12 protein-coding genes are annotated in these 12,552 nt (G+C 73.1%); 11 read left to right on the forward strand and 1 reads right to left on the reverse strand.

Annotation, left to right across the window (positions count from 1 at the left end):
* Window positions 1-3: 3 nt before the first annotated feature.
* Genes IW245_RS01880 through IW245_RS01910 form a run of 7 tightly spaced genes read left to right on the forward strand, consistent with a single transcriptional unit; the run spans window position 4 to window position 6,055 of the window.
* Window positions 4-888, forward strand: coding sequence for an SRPBCC family protein (locus IW245_RS01880; protein ID WP_197001458.1), 885 nt, complete (start codon window positions 4-6; stop codon window positions 886-888).
* Complete coding sequence (locus IW245_RS01885; protein ID WP_197001459.1) at window positions 888-2,117, forward strand: FAD-dependent monooxygenase; 1,230 nt, start codon at window positions 888-890, stop codon at window positions 2,115-2,117. Before IW245_RS01880 ends, IW245_RS01885 begins: the two co-directional genes overlap by 1 nt.
* Before the next feature lie 5 nt (window positions 2,118-2,122).
* Entirely contained in the window at window positions 2,123-2,554 is a 432-nt protein-coding gene (locus tag IW245_RS01890; RefSeq protein ID WP_197001460.1) for a nuclear transport factor 2 family protein, read from the forward strand.
* Window positions 2,551-3,618, forward strand: coding sequence for a glucose-1-phosphate thymidylyltransferase (locus IW245_RS01895; RefSeq protein ID WP_197001461.1), 1,068 nt, complete (start codon window positions 2,551-2,553; stop codon window positions 3,616-3,618). The genes IW245_RS01890 and IW245_RS01895 overlap by 4 nt, the downstream gene beginning before the upstream one ends.
* Window positions 3,615-4,553, forward strand: coding sequence for an NAD-dependent epimerase/dehydratase family protein (locus tag IW245_RS01900; RefSeq protein ID WP_197001462.1), 939 nt, complete (start codon window positions 3,615-3,617; stop codon window positions 4,551-4,553). Before IW245_RS01895 ends, IW245_RS01900 begins: the two co-directional genes overlap by 4 nt.
* A 2-nt stretch (window positions 4,554-4,555) precedes the next feature.
* Window positions 4,556-5,269 (forward strand): SDR family oxidoreductase, encoded by a 714-nt coding sequence (locus IW245_RS01905; RefSeq protein WP_231399178.1) that lies wholly within the window; start codon window positions 4,556-4,558, stop codon window positions 5,267-5,269.
* Between the two features lie 15 nt (window positions 5,270-5,284).
* Window positions 5,285-6,055: a cyclase family protein gene (locus tag IW245_RS01910; protein ID WP_197001464.1), complete on the forward strand. Its 771-nt coding sequence runs from the start codon at window positions 5,285-5,287 to the stop codon at window positions 6,053-6,055.
* A 99-nt stretch (window positions 6,056-6,154) separates the two neighbouring features.
* Here IW245_RS01910 and IW245_RS01915 read toward each other — a convergent pair whose 3' ends face one another.
* Entirely contained in the window at window positions 6,155-7,753 is a 1,599-nt protein-coding gene (locus IW245_RS01915; RefSeq protein ID WP_197001465.1) for an FAD-dependent oxidoreductase, read from the reverse strand.
* A 158-nt stretch (window positions 7,754-7,911) separates the two neighbouring features.
* Here IW245_RS01915 and IW245_RS01920 point away from each other — a divergent pair, with 158 nt between their 5' ends.
* From IW245_RS01920 to asnB, 4 genes are read left to right on the forward strand one after another with little or no spacing between them, the layout of a single operon-like run.
* The gene (locus IW245_RS01920; protein WP_307788857.1) at window positions 7,912-9,192 is read left to right on the forward strand and encodes a beta-ketoacyl-[acyl-carrier-protein] synthase family protein; all 1,281 of its coding nucleotides are present in this window, start codon (window positions 7,912-7,914) and stop codon (window positions 9,190-9,192) included.
* Window positions 9,189-10,385, forward strand: a complete 1,197-nt coding sequence (locus IW245_RS01925) for a ketosynthase chain-length factor (RefSeq protein ID WP_197001466.1) — start codon at window positions 9,189-9,191, stop codon at window positions 10,383-10,385. The genes IW245_RS01920 and IW245_RS01925 overlap by 4 nt, the downstream gene beginning before the upstream one ends.
* Window positions 10,386-10,400: 15 nt before the next feature.
* A complete protein-coding gene (locus IW245_RS01930; protein ID WP_197001467.1) occupies window positions 10,401-10,643 on the forward strand; it encodes an acyl carrier protein in 243 nt (80 codons plus the stop codon).
* A gap of 53 nt (window positions 10,644-10,696) precedes the next feature.
* On the forward strand, window positions 10,697-12,538 hold the full coding sequence (gene asnB / locus IW245_RS01935; protein ID WP_197001468.1) for an asparagine synthase (glutamine-hydrolyzing): 1,842 nt from the start codon (window positions 10,697-10,699) through the stop codon (window positions 12,536-12,538).
* Window positions 12,539-12,552: the final 14 nt, after the last annotated feature.

Consider the following 12,552-nt stretch of genomic DNA (forward strand, 5'->3'; position numbering starts at 1 on the left):
GCCTTGGCTATCAATGAGTACAGCGTCGTCGCGGCAGCGGACGCCGAGGTGGCGTTCGAGCAGATCGCGAACGCCGCGCGCTGGCCACAGCTGCTCACCAGCGTGGTGCACGCGGAGTACACGCGTCGCGGCGGCGCGCACGAGACGGTCAGCGTGTGGGAACTGCGGGCCGGCGACACCGTCGAGGTCTGGCAGGCCCGGCGGACCATCGACCGCGACGCCCTGCTGGTCGCGTTCGTCACGGACGACGTGCGCGGCGAATGGCGGTGCCAGCCGCTCCCCGACGGGGGTACCCGGATCGTGGTCCGGCTCGAGACCTCCGGGCCCGGCGAGGAAGCGGCCGCCGACGCGCTCGCCTGGCTCGAGGGGTTCCGCCTCGCCGCCGAGCGGGCCGACGAGCTCGCCACGCTGACCCTGGACTTCGAGGACCCGCTGTTCGCCGGCGGCGCCGTCAGCGACGCCTACCGGGTCCTCTACGAGGCCGACCGGTGGCCCGAGAAGCTCAGCCACGTGCTGCGCCTGGACATGACCGAGGCCGTGCCGAACATCCAGTTCTTCGACATGGACACCAAGGCCAAGGACGGCAGCACCGTGACCACCCGGTCCGTGCGGGTCTGCCTGCCGCAGCGGCTCATCGTGTACAAGCAGATCAGCCCGCCGCCGCTCCTGGAAGTCCACACCGGACACTGGAGGTTCACCCCGACGCCCGAGGGCGTGATCCTGGGCGCCCGGCACACCTGCACCATCCGGCCCGACCGGCTCGACGTCCTCGGCGAGGGCACCACCCTGACCGACGCGCGCAAGTACCTGCGCCGGTTCCTCAGCGCCAACAGCACCACCAACCTCCGGCTCGCCAAGACGTACGCCGAGGAACAGGCCGGCCGCTGATGACCGCCGTGGACTTCTGTGTCGTCGGCGGCGGGCCGGCCGGGCTGGCCCTGTCGCTGCTCCTGCTCCGGTCGGGGGCCACCGTCGCCCTCGTCGAGCGGTCGAGGACCCTGGACCGCGAGTACCGGGGCGAGATCCTGCAGCCCGGCGGCGCCCGGATCCTCGACGCGCTGGGCGTGCTCTCCGGCATCCGCGAGCGCGGGGCCTACCCGTTGAGCGGATTCCAGTTCCTCGCCGGCGGCGCGACCGTGCTCGACGTCGACTACACCGCGCTGCCCGGCCCGCACAACCACCTGCTCAGCCTTCCGCAGCGCCACCTCCTGGCCGAGCTGCTCGACGAGTGCGGCCGGTATCCCGGGTTCACCCACCTGGCCGGCAGCCGGGTCCGGGAGCTGCTCACCGACGGCGGGCGGGTCACCGGGGTCGTCGCCGACGAGGCGGTCTCGGCGCTGTGCGTGATCGGTGCCGACGGCCGGTACTCCAAGGTCCGCCAGCTCGCCGGCATCGACACCACGCGGCTGGACGTGTTCGACCAGGATCTGCTGTGGTTCAAGCTCACCGCGCCGGCCGACCGCCGGCCCGGCCGGGTGCAGATCCACCGCGGCGAGGGCGGCGCGGTCCTGGTGCACGACTCCTACCCCGACCGGGTGCAGCTCGGCTGGACCCTGCCCCATCAGGGCTACGCGGCGATCGCCGAGCGGGGTGTGGAGTACGTCCGGGCCATGATCTCGCGCACCGTGCCGCAGTACGCCGACCTGATCGCCGAGCAGGTCACCGACCTGAAGGACCTCACGCTGCTCGACGTGTTCGCCGCGACGGCCACCGAGTGGGTCCGCGACGGGCTCGTGCTGATCGGCGACGCCGGGCACACCCACGGCCCGCTCGGTGCCCAGGGCATCAACCTGGCGCTGCAGGACGCGGCGCTCGTCCACCCGGTGCTGATGGCCGCACTGGCCAAGGGGGAGGCCGGCGCGGACACCCTCGGCGAGTTCGTCACGGCCCGACGTCCCGATGTGGAGCGGGTCATGCAGGTGCAGCTCGCCCAGGCCAAGGGGATGCTGGCGGGCCCGCCCGGTCCGGGTGGTCCCGCCGGCCCTCCCGGTCCCGGTGGGCCGCCCGGTGTCGGCAGCCCGCCCGCCGGGGCCGATCTCACCTCGTGGATCGCGTTCGGCAACCCCGCGATCCGCGTCCACTCCGACCTGTTCGTCGACCACGCCCGGAGAGGCTGACCGCCATGTCGTCCACCCTGTCTGCCCTAGCCGAGTTACGCGCCGAGGTGGAACAGTTCTACGCCACCCACTTCCACCTGCTCGACTCCGGAGCGGCGGAGGAATGGGCCCTGACCTTCACCGAGGACGGCGCCTTCCATCCGCCGAGCGGCGCCGACCCCGTACGGGGCCGCGCCGCGCTCACGGCCGGGGTGGGCGCCGGATACCAGCGGCTGCTGGAGGCCGGGGAGGTGCACCGGCACTGGCACGGCATGGTCGCCGTCGAGGCGGCCGGGGACGGGACGGTGCGCGCGAAGTGCTACGCGCTGATCCTGGCCACCCCCGTCGGCGGCACGGCCCGGGTGCACCTGACCTGCGTCTGCGAGGACGTCCTCGTCCGTGACGGGGAGAAGCTCCTTGTCGCCGAGCGGCGCGTAACCCGCGACGACCTGCCATGAAGGGCCTGGTCCTGGCCGGTGGGGCCGGCACCAGGCTCCGGCCGATCAGCCACTCGATGCCCAAGCAGCTGGTACCGGTGGCGAACAAGCCAGTCCTGGTGCACTGCCTGGAGAACCTCGCCGACATCGGGGTCGCCGACATCGGCGTCATCGTCGGCGACCGGGGCGCGGAGATCCGCGCCGTCGTGGGCGACGGTTCGCGGTGGGGCGTCCGGGTCACCTACATCCAACAGGACAGGGCACTCGGCCTGGCGCACGCCGTCCTGATCGCCCGGGACTTCCTCGGCGACGACGATTTCGTGATGTACCTCGGCGACAACATTCTCGCCGGCGGGCTCGCGCACCTGGCCACGGCGTTCGCCGAACGCGCGCCGGCCGCGCAGGTGGTGGTCACCCCGGTCCCGGACCCGACCCAGTTCGGGGTCGCGGTCGTCGACGGCACCGGCCGGGTCACGCGGCTGGTGGAGAAGCCGCGCCGGCCGGAGGGCGACCTGGCGGTGATCGGCGTGTACTTCTTCACCCCCGCCGTGCACGAGGCGGTGCGGGCGATCAAACCCAGCGGACGCGGTGAACTGGAGATCACCGACGCGCTCCAGTGGCTGGTCGCCGAGGGACGGCACGTGCACGCCGAAAGATTCGGCGGGTACTGGCGCGACACCGGTCAGATCGACGACGTGCTGGAGTGCAACCGGGTCCTGCTCGGTCGCCTCACCGGCCGGATCGACGGGGCCGTGGACTCCGACAGCGTGCTGACCGGCGTGGTGGTCGTCGAACCCGGAGCCAAGATCGTCCGTTCCCGGATCGAGGGGCCGGTGATCATCGGCGCGGACACCCTCGTGGAGGACAGCCGCGTGGGGCCCCACACCTCGCTGGGTCGCGGCTGCGTCCTGCGCGGCGCCGGGCTGGACTCCTCCATCGTGCTCAACGACGTGTCCGTACTCGGGGTCCGCGGCATCTCCGGTTCGCTGATCGGCCGATCCGCACAGGTCAGCCGGGTCGCCGAGGAACCCCACCGGCACCGGTTGGTCATCGGCGACGACACGAAGGTCGAGGTACCGGGGTGAACGTGGTCGTCCTGGGCGGGACGGGATTCGTCGGCAGACACCTGTGCGCGGCGTTCGTCGCCGCGGGCCACGACGTCCTCGCCATCGCCTCCAACCGGGTGTCCGACCCGCCGTCGCGGCTGCTGACCATGGACCTGCTCGCGCTCGACACGGCCGCGCTGACCGTCCTGTTCGTCGCCGAGCGGACGGACATCGTCGTCAACGCCACCGGGGCGGTGTGGGGCGTCACCGACGACGAGATGGCCCGGGTGCACGTCACCCTCGTCGAGCACGTGCTGGACGCCATGGCCGCCATGCCCGGCGGGCCGCGTCTCGTGCAGCTCGGCTCGATGTACGAGTACGGACCGGCCCCCCGGGGCGTGGCGATCGGGGAGGACGTGCCGACCCGGCCGACCACCTGGTACAGCCAGACCAAGCTGGCCGGCTCCGACGCGGTGCTGACCGCCGCCCGGTCGGGCCGCGTCGACGGCATCGTGCTGCGCGTGTCGACGGCGGTCGGATCCGGCGCCCCCGCCGACAGCCTGCCGGGCCGGGTCTGCGCGCAACTGCTCGCCGCGGCGGCGGACGAGCCGGCCGTCGTCCGGCTGACCCCGCTGCGGGACGTGCGGGACTTCGTCGACGTCCGCGACGTCGCCGACGCGGTGGTGGCCGCCGCCACCGCGCCGGTCGGCGGTCGGGTGATCAACATCGGCAGCGGCACGGTCGTGCCGGTCCGCCGCCTCGTGGACCTCCTCGTCGAGGCCAGTGGCCTGGACGCCGAGGTCGTCGAGGTGCCGGCGGCCGGTCCGAGCCGGGCCGGGGACGGACTGGCCTGGCAGGAGGTGGACATCGCCACGGCGCGGCGGCTACTGGACTGGACGCCCCGCAGGGGCCTGGAGGACTCCGCCCGCGAGGTCTGGGCGGCGCGACTGGTACGGGAGGGTGGAACACGGTGACCATGGATCTACGGGGCAGGACGGCGCTCGTGACGGGAGGGACCAGGGGGCTGGGGCTGGCGATCGCCCGCAAACTCTGCGCGAGCGGCTGCGACGTGTACGTCAACTACGCCCGCTCGGAGGCCGACGCCGCCAGGGCTGTGGCGGAACTCGCGGGTCTGCCTGGCGTCGCCACCCTGCTGCGGGGCGACGCCCGCCGGCCGGAGGCCCTGCTCGCCGGCCTCGACCGGCTGGACGTCTACGTGCACAACATCTCCTCGTTCCATCCGGCTCCTGACGGCCTGCCCACACTGCCCGACCTGCGCGCGGACCTCGCGATGGCCGTCGAACCGCTACTCGGCGCGGTGCTGCCGCTGCGGGACCTGATGGCGGGCGGGCTCGGCAGGGTCATCGCGGTGTCGAGCGTCGGCGCGCGCCGGGTGGTCCCGGCCTACGCCAATCTCGGGGTGGCCAAGGCGGCCCTGGAGAGCCTGGTGCGCTACCTCGCCGTCGAGCTGGCGGGCCAGGGCATCGCCGTCAACGCGGTGTCCACCAGCAAGCTCGACAAGGGCGGGGACGGCGCCGCCGAGCGCATGCTCGCCTCCCGTACTCCGGCGGGACGCCTGAGCACCCCCGCCGACGTCGCCGACGTCGTGGCGCTGCTGTGCGCCGACGAGGCGGCCTGGATCCACGGGCAGGTCATCACCGCCGACGGCGGTCTGGGCCTGCGCGCCTGAGCCTGAAAGGACACCATGCGCATCATCGACCTGTCGTCGCCGATCGACTCCGAGGTGTGGGAACCGGACCCGGTCAGCCACGAGTACCTGTCGCACCGCGACGGCGCCCAGCACATGCGCGCCGGCATGCTGGAGAAGTTCGGCCTGGACTTCGACCCCGCCGAGCTGCCGGACGGGGAGTTCCTGGACCTGGACTTCATCCGCGCGTCCACCCACACCGGGACGCACGTCGACGCCCCGTCGCACTACGGGACGCGGACCAGCTATGGCGTTCCCCGCACCATCGACCAGATGCCGCTGGACTGGTTCCACCGGCCCGGCTTCGTGCTCGACCTGACCGCGGCGCCCACGGGCGCGGTGGACGCGGCGTTCCTCAAGGACGCGATCGACCGGTCCGGCCACACGCCCCGACCGATGGACATCGCGTTGCTGAACACCGGCGCCGACGCGCGGCACGGGACGCCGGAGTACTTCACCGAGTTCACCGGGCTCGACGGCCCGGCGACCGAGCTCCTGCTCGACCTGGGCGTCCGGGTGATCGGCACGGACGCGTTCAGCCTGGACGCGCCCTTCACCGACATCATCCGGCGGTACTCGGCCTCCCGGGACCGCTCGGTGCTCTGGCCGGCGCACTTCGTCGGACGGCGGCGCGAGTACAGCCAGATCGAGCGGTTGGCGAACCTGGGCGCCCTGCCACCGTCCGGATTCACTGTCGTGTGCTTTCCGGTGAAGATCGCCAGGGCCGGCGCGGGGTGGACCCGGGCCGTGGCGCTGCTGGACGACTGAGCCCGGCGCCTCGCCCCCCACGTGCGCGGGGTCCTCGCCCAGGAGGACCCCGCGCATGCTGGCGTGGGCCCCGGGGACCGGGACCGCCCGCCGGGCGGTTCAGCGGGCGCTCAACGCCAGTGGCCGCAGGGCGTCGGCGAGGGCCGCGGTGGTCAACCGTTCGCCCCGGGCGGAGACGTACCCGTCCGGGCGGATCAGCAGCCAGCCCGTCGGCCCCAGCCCCAGGTCCCCGCGCAGCGCGCCGCCGGGATCGGGCAACGGGCCGGGGCCGGTCGGGCTCGGGCCGGCGTCGACCGTGCGCACCGACAGCCACCCGGAGTTCTTCGCCGCCAGCCGTGCCGGATCGGCGGTCGCGCCGTCGGGACCGACCAGCAGCGTCCAGCGGGGATCGCGCAATTCCTCCAGCAGGCCGGACCAGCCGGCCCCGTCGCCCGCCGGAGCCGTCACCTGGGCGACCCGCTGGCCGGGCCGGGGCCCGGGGCCGGCCGGGGCGGCCACGGTGAGCGGACCGTCCGGGTACCCGATGTTGAGCCCGGAGATCTTGCCGAGGATCTGCTGCTGGAGCTTCGCGCGCAGCGGGCGCAGGTTGCGGACGACGGCGAAGAACAGCGGCTGGGTCGCGCCGGCGATCGCGCTGCGCAGCGCGACGAGGCGGGCGGCGTTCCTGGTCGAGCCGAGCAGGGCCGCGCCGATCGGGACCCGTTCGGCGTCGTAGCTGTCCAGCAGGGCGGGGCCGGCGTGGCCCTGAATGACCATGGCGAGCTTCCAGCCGAGGTTGAACGCCTCCTGGATCCCCGTGTTCAGCCCCTGCCCGGAGGCGGGGCTGTGCACGTGTGCCGCGTCGCCGGCCACCAGGCACCGGTCGACCCGCATCCGGTGCACCATCCGTTGCTGCGCGGTGAACACCGACACCCAGTGCGGGGGGCCGACCGTCACCGGGCGGTCGAGCCCGTCGGACAGGACGGAGGCGAAGCGCCCGCGCACCGCGTCGTCGTCGGTCCCGGCCCACGTGCCGGACGTGTCGATCATGCGCCAGCGCCGGTCACCAGGGAGCGGTACCAGAAGGAAGTTGTCGCCGACCGACCGGACCAAATAGAGGCTGTCGCGGGCCAGCCCGGTGTCGACGTCGGCGTCGGCGAGCAGCCACGTCTCGTGTGAGTCCCCGGTCAGCGGGAGCCCCAGCTGCTTGCGCACCGTGCTGTGCCCGCCGTCGCAGCCGACCAGCCAACCGACCTCGGCGGTCTCCGTCGATCCGTCGAGGTGCCGCAGTTCGGCCCGCACCCCGTCGCCGTCCTGCTCCAACGCGGTGATCCGCACCCCCCACTCGACGGTGACGCCGAGCCGGGCGACCGCGTCGCGGAGCACCCGCTCGGTGTCGACCTGGCCGAGCCCGAGGGTGAACGGGTAGCGGGTCGGGTTCGGGGTGAAGTCCGTGCCGAGCCGGGCGAGCTGACGCCCGTTCTGGTACAGGGTGAACGCCTCGATCCGCAGCCCGAGGGCGAGCAGCTCGTCGACGACACCCATCTGGTCGAAGGTCTCCAGGGTCCGCGCGTGCATCGAGGTCGCACGGCTCGTCGTCGCCGGACCCTCCGCCGCGTCGATCAGGCGGACCCGCACGCCGCGCCGGCGCAGTTCGTGCGCCACGGTCAGCCCGACCGGGCCGGCGCCGACGACGAGCGCCTCACGTAAGTCAGTCATCGGGCGACCGTCACATTCCGCGCTCGAGGTTCGTTCGAGGCTGCGTCGCGGGCACCGTCCACCCGCCTTCGAGGCCGGCTTGAGGGTCGCGGCAGACGCTCGTCACCTCAGGCCGGCCAGCACATCCTGGTCGGCCGGTCAACGTGAAGGGAGCTGCGGTGTCAGGACTGCGTGACGGACGGCGCGTCGTGGTGACCGGGATAGGGGTGGTCGCCCCCGGCGGGGTGGGCACCAAGCAGTACTGGGATCTGCTCACCGCCGGCCGGACCGCCACCCGGAGCATCTCGACGTTCGACGCGTCGCAGTTCCGGTCGAGGGTGGCCGCCGAGGTGGACTTCGACCCCGTCGCCTCCGGGCTGTCGCAACGACAGATCCGGCAGTGGGACCGCACGACACAGTTCGCGATGGTCGCGGCCCGGGAGGCGCTCGACGACAGCGGGGTGCTCGGCGCACGCGACCCGCTGCGCACCGGGGTCATGGTCGGCACCGCGTGCGGCATGACGATCAGCCTGGACCGGGAGTACGCGATCGTCAGCGACGAGGGCCGTTCCTGGCTGGTGGAGGAGGCGCACGGCAGCCCCTACCTGTACGACTACTTCGTCCCGTCGTCGATGGCTGCGGAACTGGCCCACGAGGCCGGCGCGCAGGGCCCGGTCGGGGTCGTGTCGACCGGCTGCACCTCCGGCGTCGACGTGATCAGCCACGCCGTGGACCTGATCCTCGACGGCGAGGCCGACGTCATGGTCGCCGGGGCGTCCGACGCCGCGATCTCCCCGATCACCGTCGCCTGCTTCGACGCGATCAAGGCGACCACGCCGCGCAACGACACCCCCGAGAGCGCCTCTCGGCCCTTCGACCGGACCCGCAACGGGTTCGCGCTCGGCGAGGGTTCGGCGATCTTCGTGCTGGAGGAGCTGTCGCACGCCCGTCGCCGCGGCGCCAAGGTCTACGCCGAGGTCGCCGGCTACGCCTCGCGGTGCAACGCGTACAGCATGACCGGCCTGCGCGCCGACGGCCGGGAACTCGCCGAGGCGATCCGGGCGACCCTGGACCGGGCCCGGCTCGACCCGTCCCAGGTGGACTACGTCAACGCGCACGGATCGGCGACCAAGCAGAACGACCTGCACGAGACGGCGGCGTTCAAGGCCAGCCTCGGGCACCACGCCTACCGGACCCCGATCAGTTCGATCAAGTCGATGATCGGCCACTCGCTCGGCGCGATCTGCGCCCTGGAGATGGCGGCCTGCGTGCTGGCCATCGAGCACTCGGTGGTCCCGCCGACGGCCAACCTGCACGAACCGGACCCTGACTGCGACCTGGACTACGTGCCACTGGTGGCCCGGGACCACCGGGTCGACGTGGCGCTCAGCGTGGCCAGTGGCTTCGGCGGATTCCAGAGCGCGATCGCGCTGACCAGGTGGGACGGGGGACAGCGGTGAGCACGGTCGTCACGGGCCTCGGGATCGTCGCCCCCAACGGGTTGGGCGTCGAGGCGTACTGGGCGGCGACGCTGGCCGGCGAGAGCGGACTGGCGCGGATCGGCCGGTTCGACCCGTCCGGGTACTCGGCCAGCGTCGCCGGCGAGGTCACGATCGACCCTGGGGAGTACCTGCCCAACCGGATCCTCCCGCAGACCGACCGGATGACCAGGCTGGCCCTCATCGCCGCCGAGGAGGCGTTGACCGACGCCGGGGCCGACCCCGGGGAACTGCCCGAGTATGCCGCCGGCGTCGTCACCGCGGCCTCCGCCGGGGGGTTCGAGTTCGGGCAGAAGGAGCTGGAGGCCCTGTGGAGCCGTGGCGGCCGGTACGTGAGCGCGTACCAGTCCTTCGCCTGGTTCTACCCGGTCAACACCGGCCAGATATCCATCCGGCACGCGATGCGCGGGCCGGGCGGGGCGCTCGTTGCCGAACAGGCCGGCGGACTCGACGCGATCGCCAAGGCGCGCCGGCACGTGGAGGAGGGCACCGGGCTGATGGTCGCCGGCGGGGTCGACGGCTCGCTGAGCCCCTGGTCCTGGATCTGCCTGATCCGGTCGGGAACGCTCAGCACCGCCACGGACCCGGGCCGGGCCTACCTGCCGTTCGACGTGGACGCCCGGGGCCAGGTCCCCGGCGAGGGCGGCGCGCTCCTGGTCCTGGAGTCCGGCGACGCGGCACGGCGCGACCCCTACGGCACACTGGCCGGCTACGCCGCGACGTTCGACCCGCCGCCGGGCCCGGGCGTCGAACCCGGCCTGCGCCGGGCGATCGTCCAGGCGCTCGACCGGGCCCGGGTGGATCCGTCCGATGTGGACGTCGTGTTCGCCGACGCGAGCGGGGTCGGGTCCGCCGACCTGGCCGAGGCCCGGGCGCTGGCCACGGTGTTCGGCCCGCGCGGCGTACCGGTGACGGCGCCCAAGACGATGACCGGCCGGCTGGCCGGCGGCGGAGCGCCCCTCGACGTGGCCACGGCCCTGCTGGGGATGCGCGACGGGGTCATCCCGCCGACCGCGCACGTCGACCGGCCGGCGCACGGCGACCTGATCGACCTGGTCACCGGGGCTCCGCGGGAGCGGGCGTTGGGCACCGCGCTGGTCGTCGCCCGGGGGCACGGCGGATTCAACTCGGCCATGGTGGTCCGACGTAACTGAGAGAGGGAGTCACAGATGGCGGAATTTCAGATCGACGATCTGGTACGGGCGCTGCGCGAGTGCGCCGGCGTCGACGAGTCCGTGGACCTGTCCGGCGACATCCTGGACAGCTCGTTCGAGGAGCTGGGCTACGACTCGCTCGCGCTGTTCAACACGGTCAGCTGGATCGAGCGGGAACGCGGGCGGGACCTCGGCGACGACGTGGTCACCGAGGCCAGGACCCCGCGCATGCTCCTGGCCCTGATCAACAAGGACTGACGTGGGGGTGGTCGCCACGGCGATCACCCTCCTCCGACACGGGAGGTCGACACATGTGCGGGATCGCGGGCTGGGTGGACTTCGACCGGGACCTGGCGGGTGAGTACCGGACGGCGCGGGCCATGACCGCGACCATGTCCTGCCGGGGACCCGACGACGAGGGGCTGTGGCTGACCGGCCACGCGGCGATCGGTCACCGCCGGCTCGCCATCGTCGACCTCGACGGAGGCCGCCAACCGATGACGGCCGAGGACGACGGGCGCACGACGGCGGTGCTCAGCTTCTGCGGCGAGGTCTACAACTACCGGGAGCTGCGGACCGAACTTCTCGGCCACGGGCACCGGTTCCGGACGGCCAGCGACACCGAGGTCGTGCTGCGCGCGTACCTGCAGTGGGGCGAGGGCATGGTCGATCGGCTCAACGGGATGTTCGCCCTCGCCGTCTGGGACCCGGGACGCGAGGAACTGCTGCTGATCCGTGACCGGATGGGCGTCAAACCGCTGTACTACTACCCGACCCCCGCCGGGGTGCTGTTCGGATCCGAACCCAAGGCGATCCTGGCGAACCCGTCGGTGCCGCGCAGGGTCGACGCCGACGGGCTGAGCGAGGTACTGGACATGGTCCGGACGCCGGGGCACGCGGTGTTCACCGGCATGTCCGAGGTCAGGCCCGGGCACCTCGTCCGGGTGCGCCGGTCGGGCCTGACGGAACACCGGTACTGGGGCCTGGAAGCCCGCGAGCACCCCGACGACCTGCCGACCACCATCCGCACGGTGCGCGACCTGCTCGAGGACACGGTCACCCGCCAGCTGGTCTCCGACGTGCCCCGCTGCCTGCTGCTGTCCGGCGGACTGGACTCCTCGGCGATCACGGCCCTGGCCGCCCAGGCACTTCCGGGGGAGAAGGTCCGGTCGTTCTCAGTGGACTTCGCGGGGGCCGCCGAGCGGTTCCGGCCCGACGCCGTCCGGGGGGCCGCCGACGCGCCGTTCGTCCGGGACATGGTCGCGCACGCAGGCACCGAGCACACCGAGGTGCTGCTGGACAGCGCCGGGCTGGTCGACCCGGGGGTGCGGGCCGCCGTGCTGGCGGCGACCGACCTGCCACCGGCCTACTGGGGCGACATGTGGCCCTCGCTGTACCTGCTGTTCCGGGCCGTGCGGCAGCGGTCCACGGTGGCGCTGTCGGGCGAGTCGGCCGACGAGCTCTTCGGCGGGTACCGGTGGTTCCGCAACCCGGCCGCGCTGAGCGCCGACACGTTCCCCTGGCTGACGTCGGGCTCGGCCCGGTACTTCGGCGGCCTGGCCTTCCTCGACCAGGGGCTACAGGCCAAACTGGACCTTCCCGCGCGCCGCACGGCCAGCTACCACGAGGCGCTCGCCGAGGTGCCGGTCCTGGCCGGCGAGGACCCCGGCGAGCGGCGGATGCGCGAGGTCACCCACCTCAACCTGACCCGGTTCGTCCGCGCGCTGCTGGACCGCAAGGACCGGATGAGCATGGCCGTCGGGCTGGAGGTCCGGGTTCCGTTCTGCGACCACCGGCTCGTCGAGTACGTCTTCAACGTGCCCTGGGCGATGAAGAGCTTCGACGGCCGGGAGAAGAGCCTGCTGCGGGCCGCCGTCGCCGACCTGCTGCCCGCCTCGGTGCTCGAACGCGTCAAGACCCCCTACCCCGCGACCCAGGATCCCGGCTACGAGCGTGCCCTGCGCGCCGACCTGGCCGGGCTGCTCGCCGCCGGCGACTCCCCGGTGCTGCCGATGCTGGACCTGGACCGGGTACGCGGCTACCTCCGCCGCCCCGTCGGCGCGGTCAGCCAGCCGTACGACCGCGGCGGGCTGGAGATGGCCCTGTGGCTGGACCGGTGGCTGACCGCCTACGACGTCACCGTCGACCTGTGAATCCGGGCGGCCGA

This window comes from Longispora fulva (genome assembly GCF_015751905.1).
In the GTDB taxonomy this organism is placed as follows: domain Bacteria; phylum Actinomycetota; class Actinomycetes; order Mycobacteriales; family Micromonosporaceae; genus Longispora; species Longispora fulva.

Excerpts from the sequence above, each read along its gene's own strand:
- IW245_RS01885 (WP_197001459.1), top strand. The coding sequence starts at position 888 with ATGACCGCCGTGGACTTCTGTGTCGTCGGCGGCGGGCCGGCCGGGCTG.
- IW245_RS01890 (WP_197001460.1), top strand. The coding sequence starts at position 2,123 with ATGTCGTCCACCCTGTCTGCCCTAGCCGAGTTACGCGCCGAGGTGGAA.
- IW245_RS01895 (WP_197001461.1), top strand. The coding sequence starts at position 2,551 with ATGAAGGGCCTGGTCCTGGCCGGTGGGGCCGGCACCAGGCTCCGGCCG.
- IW245_RS01905 (WP_231399178.1), top strand. The coding sequence starts at position 4,556 with ATGGATCTACGGGGCAGGACGGCGCTCGTGACGGGAGGGACCAGGGGG.
- IW245_RS01910 (WP_197001464.1), top strand. The coding sequence starts at position 5,285 with ATGCGCATCATCGACCTGTCGTCGCCGATCGACTCCGAGGTGTGGGAA.
- IW245_RS01915 (WP_197001465.1), bottom strand. The coding sequence starts at position 7,753 with ATGACTGACTTACGTGAGGCGCTCGTCGTCGGCGCCGGCCCGGTCGGG.
- IW245_RS01930 (WP_197001467.1), top strand. The coding sequence starts at position 10,401 with ATGGCGGAATTTCAGATCGACGATCTGGTACGGGCGCTGCGCGAGTGC.
- asnB (WP_197001468.1), top strand. The coding sequence starts at position 10,697 with ATGTGCGGGATCGCGGGCTGGGTGGACTTCGACCGGGACCTGGCGGGT.